Below are 19,346 nucleotides of genomic sequence, written 5' to 3'. Positions count from 1 at the left end.
TCACCCCTGAACTGCGGCGGAGTTTTTCCGCGGCCGGTGTCGATTAGCGGCCAGCGCGTTCGTAGCCCAGGTGAGAGCCCCGCACACCTAGGAGAACGCGATGACCGCCACCTACACCTTCGACACCTTCGACATCTTCGCCAGCCTCGACGGCTGCGCCTCGCACCACGGCGACTGGGGCGGCTACTGGGGCAAGCAGGGCCCCGAGCTGCTCGAACACCGCGCCGAGTTGTACGGCGACGAGCAGCGGATGGTCTTCGTCGGACGCTCGACGGGCGCACCCAGGAACTGGTCTACCGGCCGGCGCGGCACGGCTGAATCGGGCTATGGCGACATGCGCATGATGGATGGTTAGCTGCGGGAGAACGCCGTCGAAGGGATACGCGCATGCCATACGAGGTCCAGGGAGTCGTTTCGCGGGCCAAGGGCCAGCCGGTCACGCTCGAAACGGTCGTGGTGCCGGATCCCGGCCCCGGCGAGGCGGTCGTGTCGGTGCAGGCCTGCGGGGTATGCCACACCGACCTGCACTACCGCGAGGGCGGGATCAACGACGAGTTCCCGTTTCTGCTCGGCCACGAAGCGGCTGGCCGTGTGGACAAGGTCGGCGCGGGCGTCACCGATCTCGCCCCCGGCGACTACGTGATCCTGAACTGGCGCGCGGTGTGCGGCACCTGCCGGGCGTGCAAGCGCGGCAAGCCGTGGTACTGCTTCTCGACTTTCAATGCCGAGCAGCCGATGACCCTCACCGACGGCACCAAGCTCTCCTCGGCGCTGGGCGTCGGGGCGTTCCTGGAGAAAACCCTCGTCCATAGTGGACAGTGCACGAAGGTCGACGAACGCGCCGAACCCGCCGTCGCCGGGCTGCTCGGTTGCGGAGTAATGGCCGGTCTGGGCGCCGCGCTCAACACCGGCGCGGTCAGCCGCGGCGATTCGGTCGCGGTGATCGGCTGCGGCGGCGTCGGCGACGCGGCCGTCGCCGGTGCCCGGCTGGCCGGCGCGACCACCATCGTCGCGATCGACACCGACGACCGGAAACTGGAGTGGGCCAAGGACTTCGGCGCCACCCACACGGTGAACAGCCGGGGCTTGAGCGAGGAAGCCGTTGTCACCGCGATGCAGGACGCGACCCGCTCGTTCGGCCCGGACGTGGTCATCGACGCGGTCGGCCGCCCGGAAACCTGGCGGCAGGCCTTCTACGGACGCGACCTGGCCGGCACCGTCGTGCTGGTCGGCGTGCCGACGCCGGAGATGAAGCTCGACGACCTGCCGCTGATCGACTTCTTCTCCCGGGGCGGTTCGCTCAAGTCGTCCTGGTACGGCGACTGCCTGCCGTCACGGGACTTCCCGATGCTGGTCGATCTGTACCTGCAGGGCCGGCTGCCGCTGGACAAGTTCGTCACCGAACGCATCGGCGTGGACGGCGTGGAGCAAGCCTTCGAACGGATGCACCACGGCGACGTGCTGCGCAGCGTGGTGCAGTTCTGATCCTCTTCCCGGACGCGGACTACCCGGCGGACCCGTATCCCGGCACCCGGCCGGACCGCTCGTACGTCCACCTCGACGGCGCCGGTCACTCCTGGGACACGGCACCGCCGGGGTGGCGTGCCCGGCTTCCGGTGCTGGCTTACGGATCGAACGCCTGCCCGTCGAAGATCACCTGGCTGCGCGCCGAGCTCGGCCTGACCGGCCCGGTAGCCGCGGCCCGCGTCCGATGCACCGGGCTGGCAGCGGTGTGGGCAGCCGGGGTACGGCAACGAGACGGCCAGCGCCCGGCGACGCTTACCGCGCTGCCGGGCGCGGTCGAGGACCACTTCGTGTGGTTCGTGACTCCGGAGCAGCTGGCGGTGCTGGACGTCTGCGAAGGGCGCGGGAACCGGTATGACCTGGCGGTGCTGGAGGACGCCGACATCCGGCTGGACGGCGAACTCCTGACCGGCGTGCACGCGTATGTCGGCGCTGCGCCGCTGCGCTACCCGTTGCTGGTCGATGGCGAGCCGGTGCGGGTCGCCGAGGTCGCGCAAGCCGAAGCGGCGGAACTGACCGGCGACGCGGCAGCAGGCCACGGGTTAGCCTGTGCCGTGCTGCCGCCACCGCGCACCTTCGGTTAGCCGATCAGTTTGCCGGGGTTCAGAATTCCGGTCGGGTCGACCGCGGACTTGGCTGCCCGCAGCACCTCCACGCCGAGCTTCCCGATCTCCGCCTGCAGGTACGGCGCGTGGTCCACGCCGACCGCGTGGTGGTGCGAAATAGTCCCGAGCCCGGTGATCGCTTCGGACGCCGCCGCCTTGGCCCGCTGCCACTGGGCGACCGGGTCCCGGTCGTCGCGAGCGGTCAGCACGGTGAAGTACAGCGACGCGCCCGTCTCGTACGCGTGCGAAACGTGACACATCACGATCGCCCGGCCCAGCGACGCCACCAGCGCCGCGCGGACCGCGTCGTGCAGTTCGTCCAAATTGGACCAGTACGCCGCGGTCTCCAGCGTCTCGACGCACACGCCGAGGTCCAGCAGCGCGTCCCGCTGCCGCGGCCCGGAGAACCTGCCGTGCCGCCACGATTCGCCGAGCACCTTGCCGATCCGCACCGCACCGGAGCGCCGCAACATCGCCGAAGTGCGCCGGCGGCGCCGCGCGACATCGCCTTCCCAGCCGACGATCAGCAGGCACGGGTTCCGGATCCCGCGCAATGACAAGTACCCGCGCAGCGCAGCCGTCTTCAGACTGGCGTTCAACGAGAACGAAACGTCTGTCTCGTCCACATCGGACAGCCGGGTCACGTCCGCCAGTGCGTGGTCCTGCGCCAGCTTCCGCACCGCCGCCGCGCCGGCTTCCCAGCCGTCGACGATCCAGCCTTCGTACTGGCGCTCCTCCGGCAACGGCCGCACCCGCAGCGCGACCTCGGTGATCACGCCGAGCGCGCCTTCACTGCCCACCGCCAGCTGCCGCAAGTCCGGCCCCGCCGCCGACGCGGGCGCGACCCCCAGCCGCCACTCGCCCTTCGGCGTCGCCAGCCGGACCCCGGTGACCATGTCCTCGAACCGGCCGTACCCGGACGACGCCTGCCCGGCCGAACGCGTCGCCGCGAAACCGCCGATGGTGGCCCGCTCGAACGACTGCGGCACGTGCCCCAGTGTGTAGCCGTGCGCCGCGAGCAGCCGCTCCGCCTCCGGCCCGCGCACGCCGGCCTGCAGCACCGCGATCCGCGAAACCGGGTCCACCGAAACCAGTTCGTCCAGCCGCACCAGGTCCAGCACGATCACCGCGGACTTGTCGCCGCGCAGCGCCGCGACGCCGCCGACCACCGACGTGCCGCCGCCGAACGGGACCACGCCGATGTCGTGCTTCACGCACAACTCCAGCACCGCCTGGACCTGCTCCGGGGTCGCGGGCAGCAGCACCGCGTCCGGCACCGGCGCCGCCGCGCCGGCCCGGGCGCGCAAAAGGTCCAAATAGGACAAGCCACCGGTACGGCCGAGCCGCTCGGCCGGGTCGAGCAGCACCTGGTCCGCGCCGAGAAGGTCTTCGAATTCGGTACGGACGGGCACAGTCAGCGCGGACTCCGCGACCGGCGCCGGGGCGGCCGGTTTCCTGTCTCGATCGGCGCCGAGGACGCCGATACGCTGGCCTAGCCACCGGACCGCCCGATCGGGCAGGCCGGCGGCGGCCCCGCCCTCTTCGGTCCACGAACGCCGGATGCGGTGGTTGATCAGATCGCTCACGACTACAGTGTGACATATGGACGTCAAACGTCACTCCCCGTCGGGGGAGGCCCCTTCCGCACTCGCGGACACCCGCAGCCGCCCGAGCTCGGCCCGGGTAGCCGACGACGTGCTCCTCGACGCCGCGCGCCAGTGCGTGCTCGCGGTCGGCGTCCGGCGCACCACGCTCGCCGAAATCGCCCGGACCGCGCAGGTCAGCCGCATGACCGTGTACCGCCGCTTCCCGGATGTCCGTAGTGTGCTCGCCGCCCTGATGACGCGCGAGTTCAGCGGCCTGCTGCGGCGGGTCAGCGAATCCGGAAGTGATGCCGCTCACGCCCGCGACCGGATCGTGCACATCGTCGCGGCCGGCGTCCGCGCGCTGTCCGCCGATCCGCTGTTCCGCACCCTGCTCGACGTCGATGCCGAACTCCTGCTGCCCTACCTCGTGGAGCGGCTCGGGGCGACCCAGCACTTCGCCGAGCTAGTGCTGCGCGGCCTGCTCGAAGAGGGGCACCGCGACGGCTCGGTGCGCCCTGCCGACGTGGCCGTGCAGGCTCGCTCGGTGCTGCTGGTCGTGCAGTCGTTCGCGTTCTCGCTGCGCCCGGCGACTGCCGATCTCGACGAGGCCGCACTGCTCGCCGAGTTCCGGCACTTGGTCGAAGCGGGGTTGAAGCCATGAGCACCGGATCGCTCAACGCGTGCCGCCGCGACCGCGAACTGGCGCGGCTGGCCGACGGCGAAAAAGTCGACGTCCTCGTGGTCGGCGGCGGCATTACTGGTGCGGGCATCGCGCTCGATGCCGCCGCACGCGGGTTGTCGGTCGCGCTGGTGGAGGCGCACGATCTCGCGTTCGGCACGTCGCGCTGGTCGAGCAAGCTGGTGCATGGCGGGCTGCGCTATCTGGCGAAGGGCGAGCTGGGGCTGGCACACGAAAGCGCGGTGGAGCGCGGAATTCTGATGACCCGCACCGCGCCGCACCTCACCCGCGCGATGCCGCAGCTGTTCCCGCTTTATCCGGATACGTCCGCCGCGCAACAAGCGCTGATCGCCACCGGCTTGCACGCCGGGGACGTGCTGCGCCGCGCCGCGCGGACGCCGTCATCAGTACTCCCGCGGCCGCGGAAGATTCCCGCCGCCGAGGCACTGGCGCTGTCCCCCGGCTTGGCCTCGGCCGGGCTGCGCGGGGCTTTGCTGGCCTACGACGGCGCATTGATCGACGATGCCCGGCTGGTCGTCGCCGTCGCGCGCACCGCGGCCATGCTGGGTGCCCGGATCCTCACTCGACTGCCCGCGGTTTCACTGTCCGGCGACACTGTCCGGGTCCGCGCTGGCTCCGCGGAGTACGACCTGCACGCGCGACAGGTCATCAACGCGACCGGCGTCTGGGCGGACACGCTCACCGATGCGGTACGACTGCGTCCCTCGCGCGGCTCGCACCTGGTGCTCGCACCGGATACCGTCCGAGTCGGCGCCACGTCGATCAACATCTCCGTGCCCGGCGAGACCAACCGGTTCGTCTTCCTGCTGCCGCAACCGGACGGCCGGGTCTATCTGGGGCTCACCGACGAACCGGTGTCCGGCGACGTGCCGGACGTGCCGACGGTGCCGGAGTCCGATGTGGACTTCCTGCTGGCGACGGCGTCGTCGGTGCTGAACCGGCCGCTGACGGCGGCCGACGTGATCGGCTCGTACGCCGGGCTTCGGCCGCTCGTCTCGGGTTCCGGCGGCCGCAGCGCGGATCTTTCGCGCAAACACGCGGTGGTCACCAGTTCCGACGGCGCACTGACCGTGGTGGGCGGCAAACTGACCACGTATCGCCGGATGGCCGAGGACGCCGTCGACGCCGCGTTGACGCAGGCCGGACTGCACGCGGGCCCGTCGCGTACCGCGAAGCTGCCGTTGCTCGGCGCGGCGCCGCGCACCCGACTGTCCCTTGTGGACGCCCCAGCGCGACTGGTGGCCAAGTACGGCACCGAGGCGCCCCGGGTGGCCGCCCTCGGCGAACTGGAGCCCGAGTTCGCCGCCCCGCTGTCTCCCGCGACGGAAATCACCGCCGCCGAAGTGGTGTGGGCAGTCCGGCACGAAGGCGCGGAGACAGTCGAGGACGTACTGGAACGCCGCACCCGCTTGTCGCTGGTCCCGTCCGACGCCGACTCGGCGCGGGCACGGGTGGCCGACCTGGTCGAAAAGACCTTGGCCGGTCTCGGCTGACCCCAGAAACGTCTGTGAAGGACACAAAACCAGCCGACCCGCCCTCCCCGGCCAGCCGCCTTGACCGTGAGTAGTGTTTTTGCCACAGTTCGGTCATGAGCCCGGTGCGGCGCGCCAAGGAGCGGTAATGCTGGAGATCGACCGGGTCAGCAAGCGGTTCGGCGCCAAAACCGCCCTCGACGCCGTGAGTTTCACCGTCGCCCCCGGAGAGCTGTTCGGCTTCGTCGGCGGGAACGGCGCCGGTAAAACCACCGCCATGCGGATCGCGCTGGGCGTACTGGCCGCCGATTCCGGTGTCGTTCGCTTCGCCGGAGCTCCGATCAACCACGAAACCCGCGCCCGGATCGGGTATATGCCGGAGGAACGCGGCCTGTACCCGAAGATGAAGGTGATCGACCAGCTCGTCTATTTCGCAGAGCTGCACGGGCTCAGCACCAACGACGCGCACCGCGCGGCCGAGCTGTGGATCGCCCGGCTCGGGCTGGGACCGAAGCGCAAGGAGCATGTCCAGGCTCTCAGCCTCGGCAACCAGCAGCGCGTCCAGCTGGCCGCCGCGCTGGTGCACGACCCGGCGGTGCTGGTGCTGGACGAACCGTTCTCCGGCCTCGACCCGATCGCGGTCGACGTGATGAGCAAGGTGCTGCGGGAGAAGGCGGCGGCGGGCGTGCCGGTGGTGTTCTCCAGCCACCAGCTCGACCTCGTGGAACGGCTGTGCGACCGGGTCGGGATCATTCGCGGCGGCCGGATGGTCGCGGCCGGCACCGTCGAGGAGCTGACTCGCGACGCGGGTCGCCGGCTGGTCGTCACCGCGCCCAACGCGAGTCCGGGCTGGGCGACGGCGGTTACCGGCGCCAAAGCGCTCGAAGCGCGCGGTGCGACGACGGTGCTGGAGCTGGCGCCCAGCGCGGACGATCAGGCGGTGCTCGCGGCCGCGCTCGCCACCGGGCCGGTCACCGAGTTCAGCTACCGCCGGCAGACACTCGCCGAGCTGTTCCGCGATGCGGTCGGAGGGCCGCGGTGAACCGTTCCCTGCGCGCCGTGCGGCTGGTCGCCAAACGGGAGCTCAACACCCGGTTGCGCACCCGGTCCTTCCTGATCAGCACCGCGGTGATGCTGGTGCTGCTGCTGGGCTACGTCACGCTGCAGGGGTTTCTCGCCAACGCACGGGACACCACCCGGGTCGCGTTGTCCGGGCAGGCCCAGGGCATCGCGACGCAGCTGGCGAACCTGGACCCGGCCGTCGAACTGGTCCGGGTGCCGTCCGAATCGGATGGAGTGACCCAGGTCCGCTCCGGCGACGTCGACGCGCTGGTCTCCGGCAGTGCGTCCCGGCTGCACGTGACCGTCGAGTCCATTTTGGACCCCGACCTGCGGCAGGCGCTCGACCGCATCGCGCAGAGCCAGGTACTGGACGCGAAGCTGTACGCGCTCAACCAGGATCCCGTCGCCGTGCACCAGGCGGTGTCCGCCGCGCACGCCGTCGTGCAGCCACTGGTACCGCCGGATCCGGAAGCCGGATCGAAACTCGCCGCCGGGCTGATCGTCGCACTGCTGCTCTACCTCAGCATCACGACCTACGGATTGCTCGTCGCGCAGGGTGTCGTCGAGGAGAAGTCCAGCCGAGTGGTGGAGCTGCTGCTCGCGACCGTCCGGCCGACCCAGCTGTTGCTGGGCAAGGTGATCGGACTCGGTCTGGTCGGCTTGACGCAGCTGGCGATCCTCGCCGCGGTGGGCCTGGTCGCGGGCGGCTTGTCCGGGGTGATCTCGATTTCCGGCCTCGCACTGGGAACACTGATGTGGGGAATCGTCTGGTATCTGCTGGGTTTCTTGCTGTACGCGATGCTCTACGGCGCGGCCGGCGCGCTGGTTTCGCGGCAGAAAGACACCCAGTCGGTGGTCGCTCCGGTGAACGTCGCGCTGGTGATCGGGTTCGTTTCGGCGGTCAGTCTGGTGGCGCGCGCACCGAACGGAGCGGCGACGCGGATCGTCTCGCTCATCCCTCCGCTGTCGCCGATCCTGATGCCCGCGCGGATCGCTGTGGGTGCGGTGCGGACGTGGGAAATCGCGCTGTCGCTGGTGCTGACCGGCGCGACGATCGCCGTCGTCACCTGGGCCGGAGCGCGGGTCTACCGGAATGGCGTGCTGCGGGGAGGCACTCGCGCCCGGCTTGGCGAAGCGCTGCGCCGCTAGCCGGTGATCGTCCCGTACCGCTGCAACGCCACCTGACGCTCCTCGGCGTGGTCGACGAGCGGTTCCGGATACTCCGCCGGCCGTTCCTTCAGCACGTGCACGGCTTTCCCGGCCACCGCGCGCAGTTCCGGCACATACCGGCGCACATAGTCGCCGGCTGGATCGAATTTCTGCCCCTGGGTGGTCGGGTTGAAGATCCGGAAATACGGCGCGGCATCCGTCCCGCAGCCGGCGACCCATTGCCAGTTCAGCTGATTCGAGGCCAGGTCGCCGTCGACCAGGTGCCGCATGAAGTGCCGCGCGCCCCACTGCCACGGCAGATGCAGATCCTTCACGAGGAAACTCGCCACGATCATCCGGACCCGGTTGTGCATCCAGCCTTCCGCCAGCAGCTGCCGCATTCCGGCGTCGACGACCGGGTAGCCGGTCCGGCCCTCGCACCACCGATCGAACAGCGACCGCGCCGCCGCGCCGGTGTCGTACCGCATTCCGTCGAATCGCCGGTCGTAGTTCTGCCGCGCGGTTTCCGGCCGGTGCCAGAGCACGTCGGCGTGGAACTCGCGCCAGCACAGCTCCGAACGCAACGTCGTCGCGCCTTCGGAATCGTCCAGGTCGGCCAGGATCGTGCGCGGGTGGATGGCACCCCACCGCAAGTACGGCGACAGCCGGGTAGTGCCGTCGTGATCCGGCCGATCTCGTTCTGCCGCATAGTCTTCGAGGCCATTCGCCAGATACGAGCGCCACACCGCGAGCGCCGCTTCCTCCCCCGCGGGCGGCAGGGCGAAGTCCACCGGCGGAGAATCCGGCAACGGCAAGGAGTCCTTCGGCTTCACCCAGTCCACAAGGGACGCATCAGTGTCTGCCGGACGCCGCCAGCCGTGCCGGTTCCAGGCCCGGAAGAACGGCGTGAACACCCGGTACGGAGTGTCGTCCGGTTTGGTCACCCGGCCGGGCGTGATCGCATACGGGGAGCCAGTGGGCACCCACTGGATTCCGTGCTCCGCCAACTCTTCCGCGACCGCCGCGTCGCGCTTGCGCCCGTACGGCCCGGTGTCCGCGCTGACGTGCACCGCCGCCGCGCCGATCGACCGGGCCGCGGCGACGACTTCCCGCACCGGATCGCCGGAGCGCACCAGCAGCCGGCCGGACAACGCCATGTCCAGCTCTCGCAAGGAATTCAACAAGAACGCGACTCGCGGCGAACCGGCGGGTTTCAGCAGCCGGTCGTCGAGTACGTAGAGCGCCAGGACATGCTTGCTGTGCTGCGCGGCGGCGAGCAGGGCGGCATGGTCCCGCAGCCGCAGGTCGCGGCGGAACCACAGTACGACTGGCGCTTCCTTCGTCATGTCGGACAACGATAAACGCCCCGCCGTGCGCGAGCACGACGGGGCGTTTCACACCAGGGAGACTCAGCGCTCCGACATCGGCGTGTAGTCGCGCGACGCGTGACCGGTGTAGATCTGGCGCGGGCGGCCGATCTTGGTCTGCGGGTCGTTGATCATCTCGCGCCAGTGCGCGATCCAGCCGGGAAGCCGGCCGAGCGCGAACAGCACGGTGAAGAACTTCGTCGGGAACCCGAGCGCCCGGTAGATGAGACCGGTGTAGAAGTCCACGTTCGGGTACAGCTTGCGCTCGACGAAGTAGTCGTCGGAAAGGGCGGTTTCCTCGAGCTTCTTCGCGATGTCGAGCAGCTGGTCGCCGCCCTTGAGCTTGCCGAGGATCTCGTCCGCGGTGTTCTTGATGATCTTCGCGCGCGGGTCGTAGTTCTTGTAGACCCGGTGCCCGAAGCCCATGAGCTTGACACCCTGCTCTTTGTTCTTCACCCGGTTGACGAAGTCCGCGACGTCGCCGCCGTTGTCCCGGATGCCCTCGAGCATGTCCAGCACCGCCGCGTTCGCGCCGCCGTGCAGCGGGCCGAACAGCGCGTTGATGCCCGCCGAGATGCTGGCGAACAGGTTCGCCTCGGACGAGCCGACCAGGCGCACGGTGGAGGTGGAGCAGTTCTGCTCGTGGTCGGCGTGCAGGATGAACAGCAGGTCGAGCGCCTTCGCGATCTCCGGGTCGACCTCGTAGGGCTCGGCCGGGAAGCCGAACGTCATCCGCAGGAAGTTCTCCACCAGGCCCAGCGAGTTGTCCGGGTACAGCAGCGGCTGCCCGACGGACTTCTTGTAGGCGTAGGCGGCCAGCGTCGGCACCTTCGCCAGCAGGCGGATGGTGGACAGCTCCACGTTGGGCTCGTCGAACGGGTTCAGCGAGTCCTGGTAGAAGGTCGACAGCGCGGACACCGCGCTCGACAGCACCGGCATCGGGTGCGCGTCGCGCGGGAAGCCGGAGAAGAACGCCTTCAGGTCCTCGTGCAGCAGGGTGTGCCGCTGGATCTTCTCGGTGAAGTCGGCCAGCTGGGCCGCGGTCGGCAGCTCGCCGTAGATGAGCAGGTAGGACACCTCGATGAAGGTGGACTTCTCCGCCAGCTGCTCGATCGGGTAGCCGCGGTAGCGCAGGATGCCCGCATCACCGTCGATGTAGGTGATGGCCGACGACGCGGCTCCGGTGTTGACGAACCCGGGGTCGTAGGTGATGTACCCGGTCTGCGCCAGCAGCTTTCCCAGTTCGATTCCCGGCGCCCCCTCGACCGGGTGGACCACCTTGAACTCGTGCTCGCCACTCGGCAGGCGCAGCGTCGCGGTTTCGCCGCCGGACTGCCCCGCATTCGTCGCGTCGGACATGCAGGTCCCTCTCACGTTTGGGCACGGAGCGGCGGCGCCTGCAGGTTCCGCAGAAGCCAACGTGTTCACGCGAGGAAACACGCGCCTCGCTGCACACCGCCCCGCTGGGTATGAATTCACGACTACGCTAGTCGAAAGGTGGGCCGGTCCGCACTCGATGCGTTGCTCCGAATGACCCCATTGGGACCAGGTTCACACGGCGGAAGCCATCTCCGCGGCGGTCGGCGGCTCCGCTCCGCTGCGGGAGACCGTGATGGACGCCGCAATCGCGGCGAATCCGAGCGCTTGGGTCCACGCCGAAGCGTCGAGTGCGGCCAGGTCGCGCACCTCGTGCTCGTGCAGCCAGGCGAGCAGGGCGCCCTGCACGGTGTCGCCGGCGCCGATGGTGTCCGCCACAGTGACCTTGCGGGACGGGACGTGGGCCAGCTCACCGGCCGATGTGATCACAGAAACGCCGTCCGCGCCGCGAGTGAGCACGACGGCGTCCACTCCGGATTCGATCCACGTCTTGGCCGCGGCCACCGGATCGGTCCCCTCGGCGAGCCAGGCGGCGTCGTCGTCGGAGATCTTGAGCAACCGGACATCCGGCAGCCACGACGCGAACCGCTCGCGATACGCCGCCGGATCGGCGATGAGGGCTTCGCGGATGTTCGGGTCGAGCGCGGTCAGCGTGCCGCGCGCCGATTCGCGGCGCAGCACCTGCTCATACGTGCTGACCCCGGGCTCCAGCACCATGCCGAGCGTGCCGAGCGACAGCGCGGTGGTTTCTTCCGGCAGCGCGCCCGGGTCGGAAACCAACCGATCGGCGGTTCCCTCGACGTAGAAGGTGTACTGCGCGCCGCCGCGCTCGTCCAACGCGACGACGGCGAGCGTGGTCGGTTCGTCGCCGCGCTGCAGCAAGGAAATGTCCACCTGCGACGCGGCAAGGCGATCCACCAGCGCGACGCCGAACCGGTCGGCGGAAACCCGCGACAGGAAAGCCGTCGGCGCGCCGAGCCGGGCCGCGGCGAGCGCGACGTTGTACGGTCCGCCGCCGAGCCGGGGCAGCAGCGCGCGCAGCCCACCGTCCACAGTGGAATCCAACGGTTCACCAGGAACGAGGTCGACCAGCGCCTCTCCACCCACCACGATCACGCGGCGAGTGTAGAGGAACGCGCGCTGACAATTCGTGTCCGGCAATGGACAAATCAGTTCTTGTCCAGTCCGCCGAGCAGAAGTTCACCGAGCGCGGTGAACGCTTCGGCGTCGGAAACGTCGGTGCGCCTGCCGAGCACGCCGGTCTGAATGCCTTCGATGATCAGTCCGGTCATTTCCGCGACGAGCCGGGCGTGCACATCGCGGAAGACCCCGTCGGCGACGCCCTTGTCGATGAACGCGCGGATCCGCCGGGCGGCGGCACGGCTGTTGAGCTGATAGGTGTCGCGTGCGGGCGCGAAGGCGGCGATGTCGGCCATGAACTCCGGCGATGCCCGGTTCAGGTGCTCGGAGACCCCGGAGAGGTACTCGCCGATCAGCTCGCGCGCGTCCTCGATGCCGGCGATCCGCTTCTCCAGCCGCTCGGCCGCGTCGCGGAAGAAGTGCGCGACGACCTTGACGGCCAGCTGCTCCTTGCTCGGCGCGAGCGCGTAGAGCGTCGACTTCGAGCAGCGGAGCCGGGCGGCGAGGTCGTCGAGCGTGAAGCCGGCGAAGCCCTCCGCCAGAAACAGCGTCTCGAGCTCGCGCAGCAGCGCCTGTTGGCGCGCGGTGGGCCGGCGACGGGCTTCGGGGGTGGACATCAGGTCACTATCTCCTACCGATGCGGGACAGCGCCGCGCCGCATACGGTACTCTCAAATGGCCGTTAGTACTGTTTTCAGTACCGTCGCTGCTGGGAGGACGACCATGCCCGTCGAACGTCTGCTGCCCACCCCGGAGGCAGAAGACCTGCTCAGCCTGGTTACGGAGATCTCCCGCGACGAGCTGAAGCCGCGTGCCGCGGCCGGCGAGGAGAACGAGGAGTTCCCGCGGGACCTGTTCGCCCTGATGGGCAAGTCCGGCCTGCTGGGCCTCCCGTACCCGGAACAGTGGGGCGGCGCGGAGCAGCCGTACGAGGTTTACCTGCAGGCGCTGGAAGAGATCGCGGCCGCGTGGATGAGCGTCGGCGTGGGACTCTCGGTGCACACGATGTCCTGCTATGCGCTCGCGCACTACGGCAGCGAAGAACAGCAGAACAAGTGGCTCCCGGACATGCTGGGCGGCTCGCTCCTGGGCGCATACGCACTGTCAGAGACGCAGGCGGGCTCAGACGCAGCAGCACTGACTACGCGCGCGCGGCTATCCGGCGACGAGTACGTGGTACGCGGCGCGAAGGCGTGGATCACCCACGCCGGAGTCGCGGACTTCTACACGACGATGGTCCGCACCAGCGACGACAGCGGACGAGGGATCTCATGTCTCCTTGTCGACTCATCGACTCCGGGTCTGTCCGCGGCGCCGCGCGAACGGAAAATGGGCCTGACCGGGTCCCCGACCGCGCAGATGCTGTTCGACGACGCGCACGTCCCGGCCGAACGCCTCATCGGCGGCGAAGGCATGGGGCTGAAGATCGCCCTGGCGTCGCTCAGCTCGGGACGGCTCGGGATCGCCGCGTGCGCGGTCGGGCTCGCACAAGCGGCGCTGGACGAGGCAGTGGCGTACGCGAAGGGACGGACCCAGTTCGGCCGTCCGATCGCGGACTTCCAGGGACTGGAGTTCCTGCTCGCGGACATGGCCGCGACGGTGGAATCCGCCCGCGCGACGTACCTGGACGCCGCTCGGCGACGCGACCGCGGGATGGACTTCCAGCGGCACTCGTCGATCGCGAAGCTCGTCGCGACGGACGGCGCGATGAAGGTGACCACGGACGCGGTGCAGGTGCTGGGCGGCGCGGGGTACACGCGGGACTTCCCGGTGGAGCGGTACATGCGGGAGGCGAAGGTGCCGCAGATCTTCGAGGGGACGAACCAGATCCAGCGGATGGTGATCGCGCGGTCGCTGAAGAACGCCTGACCAGCCGAGTCGCCTGAAGATCAACCCGACGGCGAAACATGGCTCTCCGTATCGATGTGATCACTGACAGCCTCAGCGCATGCGTGAGACAATGCCGGTGACGTGAGGAGACGCTATCCAAGCTCTGGAGGCACAGTTGCCTCCAGAGCTGGATTTCAACCTCGATGTCGACGTCGACCTGGGATTCGCTCCGCCGGGCGAAGCGGGTTCGGCCCGGCGTCCGGACGCCATCGTCACGTACCGCAAGGCCAACGAGAGGGTGGACCGGGAGTCGGCGATGTTCCGCGCGGACGAGGTCGTCGTGGTCATCGAGATCGTGTCCCCTGGCTCGAAGCGCACGGACTACACAACCAAACACGACGAGTACGCCGACGCCGGGATCCCGTTCTACTGGATCCTCGACCTCAGCGACCCGATCTCCCTGGTCGCTTGTCACCAGGCCGGAGAACTCGGCTACCAGGACGCCCCAGCCGTCGCCGGGAAGTTCCGCACCACCGAGCCGTTCCCGTTCGAGATCGACCTCACCGCGCTGCTCGATTGAGGCGCCCCGCCCGGCGCACCCCAACCGAGCGGCGCCTCAGCGAGCTTCCCGGTACCGCCGATCCGCCGAGACGCCCTCGCCGGCCGACTCGTCGAAGTGGTACACCTCTTGTCCCCGCACGAAGACGCGCATCGCGCGGTTCATCACGTCCAGCGGGTCGCCGGACCACAGGACCACGTCGGCGTCCAAGCCCGGGGCCAGCGTGCCGACCCGATCGTCGAGGCCGAGCATCTCCGCCGGGTGCTGGGTCAGCGCCTTGAGCGCGGTCTCCGGGTCCAAGCCGTCCTTCACCGCGAGCGCGGCCTGGTACACCAGGAAGTTGATCGGGATCACCGGGTGGTCGGTGGTGATCGAGATCTTCACCCCGGCGCGCGCCAGGATGCCCGCCGACCGCAGCGTCCGGTTGCGCAGTTCCACCTTCGACTTCGTGGTGAACAGCGGGCCCAGGATGACCGGGATGCCGCGTTCGGCCAGCAGATCAGCGATCAGGTGGCCTTCGGTGCCGTGGTTGATCACCAGCTTGTAGCCGAATTCGTCGGCCAGCCGGATCGCGGTGACCATGTCGTCGGCGCGGTGCACGTGCTGGTCCCAGTACAGCTCGCCGTCCAGGACCTTCGCCAGCGTCTCGTTGGTCAAGTCCGTCTCGAACGGCTTGCCCTCGGCGCGGGTGTGCTCGCGCTTCTCCTGATAGTTGCGCGCCTTGGTGAACGCCTCGCGCAGGATCGCCGCGACGCCGAGGCGGGTCGACGGTGTCACCTTCTTGTCGCCGTACACCCGCTTCGGGTTCTCGCCCAGCGCGCTCTTCACGCTGACCTGCTCGGCGAACGTCATGTCCAGGATGGACCGGCCCCAGGTCTTCACGCCGATCGTCTGGCCGCCGATCGGGTTTCCCGAGCCCGGCTTGATCACCACGCTCGTGACGCCGCCGGCCAGCGCGTCGTCGAAGCCCGGTTCATACGGGTCGATGCCGTCGACCGCGCGGAAGCGCGCCCCGTTCGGATCGGTCATTTCGTTGGTGTCGTTGCCCGCCCAGCCTTCGCCCTCCTCGTGCACGCCGAGGTGCGCGTGGGCGTCGATGAACCCGGGCAGCACCCAGCTGCCGGACGCGTCGACCAGTTCGGCGTCCTCCGGGACCTCGACGTCGGCCTCAGCGCCGACCTGGAGAATCCGGCCGTCTTCGATAAGCACGGTGCCGCCCTCGATCGGAGCCGCACCGACAGGGACGACATAGCCCCCGACAATCGCCTTGTAAGCCATAGTTCGACACGCTAACGAACTCACCCGGATGCGCGCACCCGGGGTTTTTCCAGGTGCACCAGGTGATAGTCCGCTTCCGGGGTGCGATGCGTCTCGCGGTAGCCGAGTTTTCCGTACAAATACCGCGGCCCGGCCGAGCGCTCGCCGGTGCACAGCCGGAATACCGTCACTTCCGGCGGCGTCGCGTTCTCCGCCGCGGTCAGCAGCGCGGTGCCGAGGCCCTCGCCGTGCCGATCCGGGGCCACTACCAGCCGGCCGACCTCGCCGACCTCGCCGGCCAGCCGCATCCGCACGCTCGCCACGAGCCGGCCGCCGTCGCGGAAACCCCAGACGGTGATCGACGGGTCGGCCAGCGCCGCCCGGATGTCGTCGAGGGTGTCCAGCAACGGCGGCAGGTCGAAGTTCCGGTGCGCTCGCGCTTCGCCGATATAGGCGGCCTGCTGCAGCGTCAGCAGTTCGCCGGCCGCTGCGTCCGGGAGGATCTCCGGCGTCACGGGACCCGGATCCCCCAGCTGCCGGTCCACGACGTGGCCGGCTCCAGTTCGATCAGGTCGGTGCCGGTGTTCAACGCGTCCGCCGGGCAGGTCATCGGCTCCAGCGCCACCGCGCGGCCGCGCCCGACCAGGTCGTCCGGCGTGAATACCTGCACCCAGCGGAAGTCCGGGCCGGCCCAGACCACCAGGTGCTGGTCGCCGTGCGAGAGCACGTGCTGGTGGGTGCCGTCTTCAGCCGGGGACAGCCCGCCGAACGCGGTGTCCAGGTCCGCGCCCTCCAGCGACCGTCCGGACCGGAAGTCGTACTCGGTGCCTTCGACGTCCTGTTCGTCCGCGTACGGCATTTGCTCGTCCGGCGCGGCCGGCCGCACCCGGGTGGCGCTCAAGGTGAGGGTCAGCTCGTCGGTCGGCGCGTCGCCGATCCGGAAGTACGGGTGCGTGCCGAGGCCGACGCCGATCGGCTTCTCGCCCTCGTTGCGGATTTCGTGCGTGACGACGAGCTCTCGCGGCTGCAGGTCATAGGTGACGGTCGCGCGCAGCGGGACCGGCCAGCCGGGCTGTACCTCGACGTCCACCGCCATGGTGATCGACGATTCCGCGTGCTCCAGCAGCTCCCATTCGAGGTGCCGGGTCAGGCCGTGGATGGCGTTGCCGCGCGCTTCCTCGGTGATCTCCAGCTGCTGCTCCTCGCCCTCGAACTCCCACTTGCCGGCCTTGGTCCGGTTCGGCCACGGCAGCAGCACCTCGCCGAGCGCTTTCGGCGGCTTCTCGTCCTCGGCGAACGTCTCGACATACGGCACGCCGCTGATCTCGAACGCACGCAGGCCGGCACCGATTTCGGTGATGACGGCGCGGGCGTTGCCGCGGGTGATCTCGAACTGTTCTCCGGTGGGGTTCGCCATGGCGCCGAGATTACCGGCGTGGCGGACAGCGCGGACACCCCTCGAACTAACTAGACCGGTCGTCATAGTTTGAGCTACGGTGGGCGCATGGTCCACCGCACCGATACGCGCCGCCGGATGCTGGAATCGGCGGCCGAACTGTTCCGCACCCAGGGCTATCACGCCACCGGGATGACCCAGCTGGTGTCCGAAAGCCGGGCCCCGAAGGGCTCGCTGTACTTCCACTTCCCCGGCGGCAAGGAACAGCTCGCGGCGGAGGCGGTGCGGCTTTCCGGCGAACGGCTGGCCGGGCAGTTCGGCGAGCTCACCGCGAACGCCCCGGACCCGGCCACCGCGATCGAGCGGATCGTGACCGCGCTCGCCGCCGCACTGTCCGAATCGGACTTCCGGAGCGGCTGTCCGATCGCGACGGTCGCGTTGGAAGCAACCGACAGCGCCCTGATTCGCGAAGCTTGCGAGCAAGGCTACGAAAGCTGGCTGCACCACCTCTCCGCCTACTTCACCGCGCACGGCCTGGCCGAGGAACGCGCCGCTTCGCTAGCGACCGTAGTGCTGTCCGCCGTCGAAGGAGCACTGCTGCTCGCCCGCACCCGCCGCGATACCGCGCCGATGGAGGCCATCGCCGCCCACCTGCACACCACTGTGGAAAGGGAGTTCGCCTGATGCGCGTACATCACTTCAACTGCGGCACGATGCGCCCGATCGGCGGCAAACTGGTCGACGGGCAGCCCGGCCTGTTCCGGCGCGCCACACTGGTCTGCCACTGCCTGCTGGTGGAAACCGGCACCGGGTTGGCGCTGATCGAGACCGGCATGGGCTCGCCGAGCGTCACCGACCCGGCCCGCTGGCTGGGCTCCCGGTTCCTGCGCACGTCCAACCCGGTCGCCGACGAAAGCGAAACCGCGCTGAGCCGAATCCGCGCACTCGGCTTCGATCCGGCCGACGTGCGCGACATCGTGGTCACTCACCTGGACCTCGACCACGCCGGCGGCCTGGTCGACTTCCCGCACGCCCGCGTGCACGTCTATGGCAAGGAACTCGACGCGTACCGCACCGGCAACCCGCGCTACCGCGACGTCCAGTTCCGGCACGGCCCGCGGTGGAAGTCCTATCCGGACGCGGGCGACCAGTGGTTCGGCTTCGACGCGGTCCGCGAACTGGACGGGCTCCCGGGCATCGCGCTCGTCCCGCTGGCCGGGCACACCGCCGGACACGCCGGCGTCGCGGTCGACACCGGGACCGGCTGGGTGCTCAACGCCGGCGACGCGTATTTCTTCCACCAGGAGATCGACTCCGATCCCTACTGCCCGCCCGGATTGGCTATGTTCGAACGACGGGTGCAGACGCTGCCCGGTCCGCGGCGCGAGAACCAGCGGCGGCTGCGCGAGCTGCGCCGGGACCACGCCGACGAGGTGACTGTGTTCGCCTCGCACGACCTGGCCGACTTCGAGCGGCTGAGCGAGAGGAGCAGGGTATGAAGGTGCACCACCTCAACTGCGGCACGATGCACCCGCTGGGCGGGAAGGCGCTCGACGGCCGCCCCGGGCTGCTGCGGCGCAGCCTGATCGTGGCGCACTGCCTGCTCGTGGAGACCTCCGATGCGCTGGTGCTGGTCGACACCGGGTTCGGCACCCGCGGCGTCACCGACTCGCGGCGCTGGCTCGGCGGCCCGTTCATGGCGATGGTCGGCGCCAAACCGGTGATGGAAGAAACCGCGATCGAGCAGATCCGCGCGCTGGGCCACGACCCGGCGGACGTCCGGCACATCGTGATGACGCACCTGGACGTCGACCACGCGGGCGGCCTCGCCGACTTCCCGGACGCGACGGTGCACGTCCGTACGACCGAACGCCGCGCGGCCGGGAACCCGAAGAGCTTCCCGGAGAAGACCCGCTACCGCGCCGCGCAGTTCGCCCACAGCCCGCTCTGGAGCACCTACGACGAGGCCGGCGACAGCTGGTTCGGCTTCGACGCGGTGCGCCCGCTGCGCGGTCTGCCGCCGGAGATCCTGCTCGTGCCGCTGCCCGGCCACACGCACGGCCATTCCGGAGTGGCCGTCGACACCGGCGACGGCTGGCTCCTGCACGCCGGCGACGCGTACTTCTTCCACGGCGAGATGGCCCCGGTGAAGCCGCATTGCCCGCCGGGGATGCGCGCCTTCGAGGTCATGAACGAGATGGACGGCCGCACCCGCCGCGCCAACCTCGCCCGGCTGCAGACGTTGGCCCGCGACCAGGCGGACGAGATCTCGATCTTCAGCGCGCACAGTCCGGTCGAATTCCAGGCGCTGCGCCGCTGAGAA

Annotated in this window: 19 protein-coding genes and 1 pseudogene; 12 read left to right on the top strand and 8 right to left on the bottom strand. The window is 69.5% G+C overall.

The genetic code is table 11. The features are described 5' to 3' along the window. Window positions 1–100: 100 nt before the first annotated feature. The 3 genes and pseudogenes from AMYBE_RS44475 to AMYBE_RS43025 all read left to right on the top strand — a co-directional run. Window positions 101–259 (top strand): annotated as a pseudogene (locus AMYBE_RS44475) (dihydrofolate reductase family protein); the annotation flags it as partial. 128 nt (window positions 260–387) lie between these two features. After that, on the top strand, window positions 388–1,485 hold the full coding sequence (locus AMYBE_RS0137455) for an S-(hydroxymethyl)mycothiol dehydrogenase (protein WP_020664532.1): 1,098 nt from the start codon (window positions 388–390) through the stop codon (window positions 1,483–1,485). Next, complete coding sequence (locus tag AMYBE_RS43025) at window positions 1,482–2,108, top strand: hypothetical protein (protein ID WP_034289814.1); 627 nt, start codon at window positions 1,482–1,484, stop codon at window positions 2,106–2,108. Before AMYBE_RS0137455 ends, AMYBE_RS43025 begins: the two co-directional genes overlap by 4 nt. On the opposite strand, the gene AMYBE_RS0137445 is transcribed toward AMYBE_RS43025, so the two are convergent. Continuing rightward, entirely contained in the window at window positions 2,105–3,715 is a 1,611-nt protein-coding gene (locus AMYBE_RS0137445) for an FAD-binding oxidoreductase (protein WP_020664530.1), read from the bottom strand. The two genes, AMYBE_RS43025 and AMYBE_RS0137445, sit on opposite strands and share 4 nt — an antisense overlap. Window positions 3,716–3,731: 16 nt before the next feature. Between AMYBE_RS0137445 and AMYBE_RS0137440 the strand changes: the two genes are divergently transcribed. The 4 genes from AMYBE_RS0137440 (at window position 3,732) to AMYBE_RS0137425 (ending at window position 8,098) form a co-directional block, all read left to right on the top strand. Then, a complete protein-coding gene (locus AMYBE_RS0137440; protein WP_020664529.1) occupies window positions 3,732–4,376 on the top strand; it encodes a TetR/AcrR family transcriptional regulator in 645 nt (214 codons plus the stop codon). Continuing rightward, window positions 4,373–5,908: a glycerol-3-phosphate dehydrogenase/oxidase gene (locus tag AMYBE_RS0137435; protein ID WP_020664528.1), complete on the top strand. Its 1,536-nt coding sequence runs from the start codon at window positions 4,373–4,375 to the stop codon at window positions 5,906–5,908. Before AMYBE_RS0137440 ends, AMYBE_RS0137435 begins: the two co-directional genes overlap by 4 nt. A gap of 127 nt (window positions 5,909–6,035) precedes the next feature. Continuing rightward, window positions 6,036–6,929 carry an ABC transporter ATP-binding protein gene (locus AMYBE_RS0137430; protein ID WP_020664527.1) on the top strand — a complete coding sequence of 298 codons (894 nt, stop codon included), beginning with the start codon at window positions 6,036–6,038 and terminating at the stop codon, window positions 6,927–6,929. Continuing rightward, the gene (locus tag AMYBE_RS0137425) at window positions 6,926–8,098 is read left to right on the top strand and encodes an ABC transporter permease (protein ID WP_020664526.1); all 1,173 of its coding nucleotides are present in this window, start codon (window positions 6,926–6,928) and stop codon (window positions 8,096–8,098) included. Before AMYBE_RS0137430 ends, AMYBE_RS0137425 begins: the two co-directional genes overlap by 4 nt. Here the strand turns inward: AMYBE_RS0137425 and AMYBE_RS0137420 are convergent. From AMYBE_RS0137420 to AMYBE_RS0137405, 4 genes are all read right to left on the bottom strand, one after another. Further along, the gene (locus AMYBE_RS0137420; RefSeq protein ID WP_020664525.1) at window positions 8,095–9,444 is read right to left on the bottom strand and encodes a cryptochrome/photolyase family protein; all 1,350 of its coding nucleotides are present in this window, start codon (window positions 9,442–9,444) and stop codon (window positions 8,095–8,097) included. The two genes, AMYBE_RS0137425 and AMYBE_RS0137420, sit on opposite strands and share 4 nt — an antisense overlap. 63 nt (window positions 9,445–9,507) lie before the next feature. Then, a complete protein-coding gene (locus AMYBE_RS0137415; RefSeq protein ID WP_020664524.1) occupies window positions 9,508–10,824 on the bottom strand; it encodes a citrate synthase in 1,317 nt (438 codons plus the stop codon). Between the two features lie 192 nt (window positions 10,825–11,016). Further along, window positions 11,017–11,958, bottom strand: a complete 942-nt coding sequence (locus tag AMYBE_RS0137410) for a carbohydrate kinase family protein (protein WP_020664523.1) — start codon at window positions 11,956–11,958, stop codon at window positions 11,017–11,019. A 53-nt stretch (window positions 11,959–12,011) separates the two neighbouring features. Further along, the gene (locus AMYBE_RS0137405) at window positions 12,012–12,599 is read right to left on the bottom strand and encodes a TetR/AcrR family transcriptional regulator (RefSeq protein WP_020664522.1); all 588 of its coding nucleotides are present in this window, start codon (window positions 12,597–12,599) and stop codon (window positions 12,012–12,014) included. A 105-nt stretch (window positions 12,600–12,704) separates the two neighbouring features. On the opposite strand from AMYBE_RS0137405, the gene AMYBE_RS0137400 reads away from it, so the two are divergent. Beyond that, the gene (locus AMYBE_RS0137400; protein WP_020664521.1) at window positions 12,705–13,850 is read left to right on the top strand and encodes an acyl-CoA dehydrogenase family protein; all 1,146 of its coding nucleotides are present in this window, start codon (window positions 12,705–12,707) and stop codon (window positions 13,848–13,850) included. A gap of 115 nt (window positions 13,851–13,965) precedes the next feature. Beyond that, on the top strand, window positions 13,966–14,391 hold the full coding sequence (locus AMYBE_RS43020; RefSeq protein WP_063710050.1) for a Uma2 family endonuclease: 426 nt from the start codon (window positions 13,966–13,968) through the stop codon (window positions 14,389–14,391). Window positions 14,392–14,427: 36 nt separating this feature from the next. On the opposite strand, the gene AMYBE_RS0137390 is transcribed toward AMYBE_RS43020, so the two are convergent. Genes AMYBE_RS0137390 through AMYBE_RS0137380 form a run of 3 tightly spaced genes read right to left on the bottom strand, consistent with a single transcriptional unit; the run spans window position 14,428 to window position 17,044 of the window. Continuing rightward, the gene (locus tag AMYBE_RS0137390) at window positions 14,428–15,648 is read right to left on the bottom strand and encodes an amidohydrolase (protein ID WP_020664519.1); all 1,221 of its coding nucleotides are present in this window, start codon (window positions 15,646–15,648) and stop codon (window positions 14,428–14,430) included. Window positions 15,649–15,668: 20 nt separating this feature from the next. Continuing rightward, a complete protein-coding gene (locus tag AMYBE_RS0137385; RefSeq protein WP_020664518.1) occupies window positions 15,669–16,172 on the bottom strand; it encodes a GNAT family N-acetyltransferase in 504 nt (167 codons plus the stop codon). After that, entirely contained in the window at window positions 16,139–17,044 is a 906-nt protein-coding gene (locus AMYBE_RS0137380; protein ID WP_020664517.1) for an aldose 1-epimerase family protein, read from the bottom strand. The genes AMYBE_RS0137385 and AMYBE_RS0137380 overlap by 34 nt, the downstream gene beginning before the upstream one ends. Window positions 17,045–17,131: 87 nt before the next feature. Here AMYBE_RS0137380 and AMYBE_RS0137375 point away from each other — a divergent pair, with 87 nt between their 5' ends. Genes AMYBE_RS0137375 through AMYBE_RS0137365 form a run of 3 tightly spaced genes read left to right on the top strand, consistent with a single transcriptional unit; the run spans window position 17,132 to window position 19,343 of the window. Next, window positions 17,132–17,707: a TetR/AcrR family transcriptional regulator gene (locus AMYBE_RS0137375; RefSeq protein WP_020664516.1), complete on the top strand. Its 576-nt coding sequence runs from the start codon at window positions 17,132–17,134 to the stop codon at window positions 17,705–17,707. Further along, window positions 17,707–18,522: an MBL fold metallo-hydrolase gene (locus tag AMYBE_RS0137370; protein ID WP_020664515.1), complete on the top strand. Its 816-nt coding sequence runs from the start codon at window positions 17,707–17,709 to the stop codon at window positions 18,520–18,522. Before AMYBE_RS0137375 ends, AMYBE_RS0137370 begins: the two co-directional genes overlap by 1 nt. Continuing rightward, window positions 18,519–19,343, top strand: coding sequence for an MBL fold metallo-hydrolase (locus AMYBE_RS0137365; RefSeq protein WP_020664514.1), 825 nt, complete (start codon window positions 18,519–18,521; stop codon window positions 19,341–19,343). Before AMYBE_RS0137370 ends, AMYBE_RS0137365 begins: the two co-directional genes overlap by 4 nt. The last annotated feature ends 3 nt before the right edge of the window (window positions 19,344–19,346 follow it).

This window comes from Amycolatopsis benzoatilytica AK 16/65 (assembly GCF_000383915.1).
In the GTDB taxonomy this organism is placed as follows: domain Bacteria; phylum Actinomycetota; class Actinomycetes; order Mycobacteriales; family Pseudonocardiaceae; genus Amycolatopsis; species Amycolatopsis benzoatilytica.
This window is presented reverse-complemented; position numbering and strand designations above follow the sequence as displayed.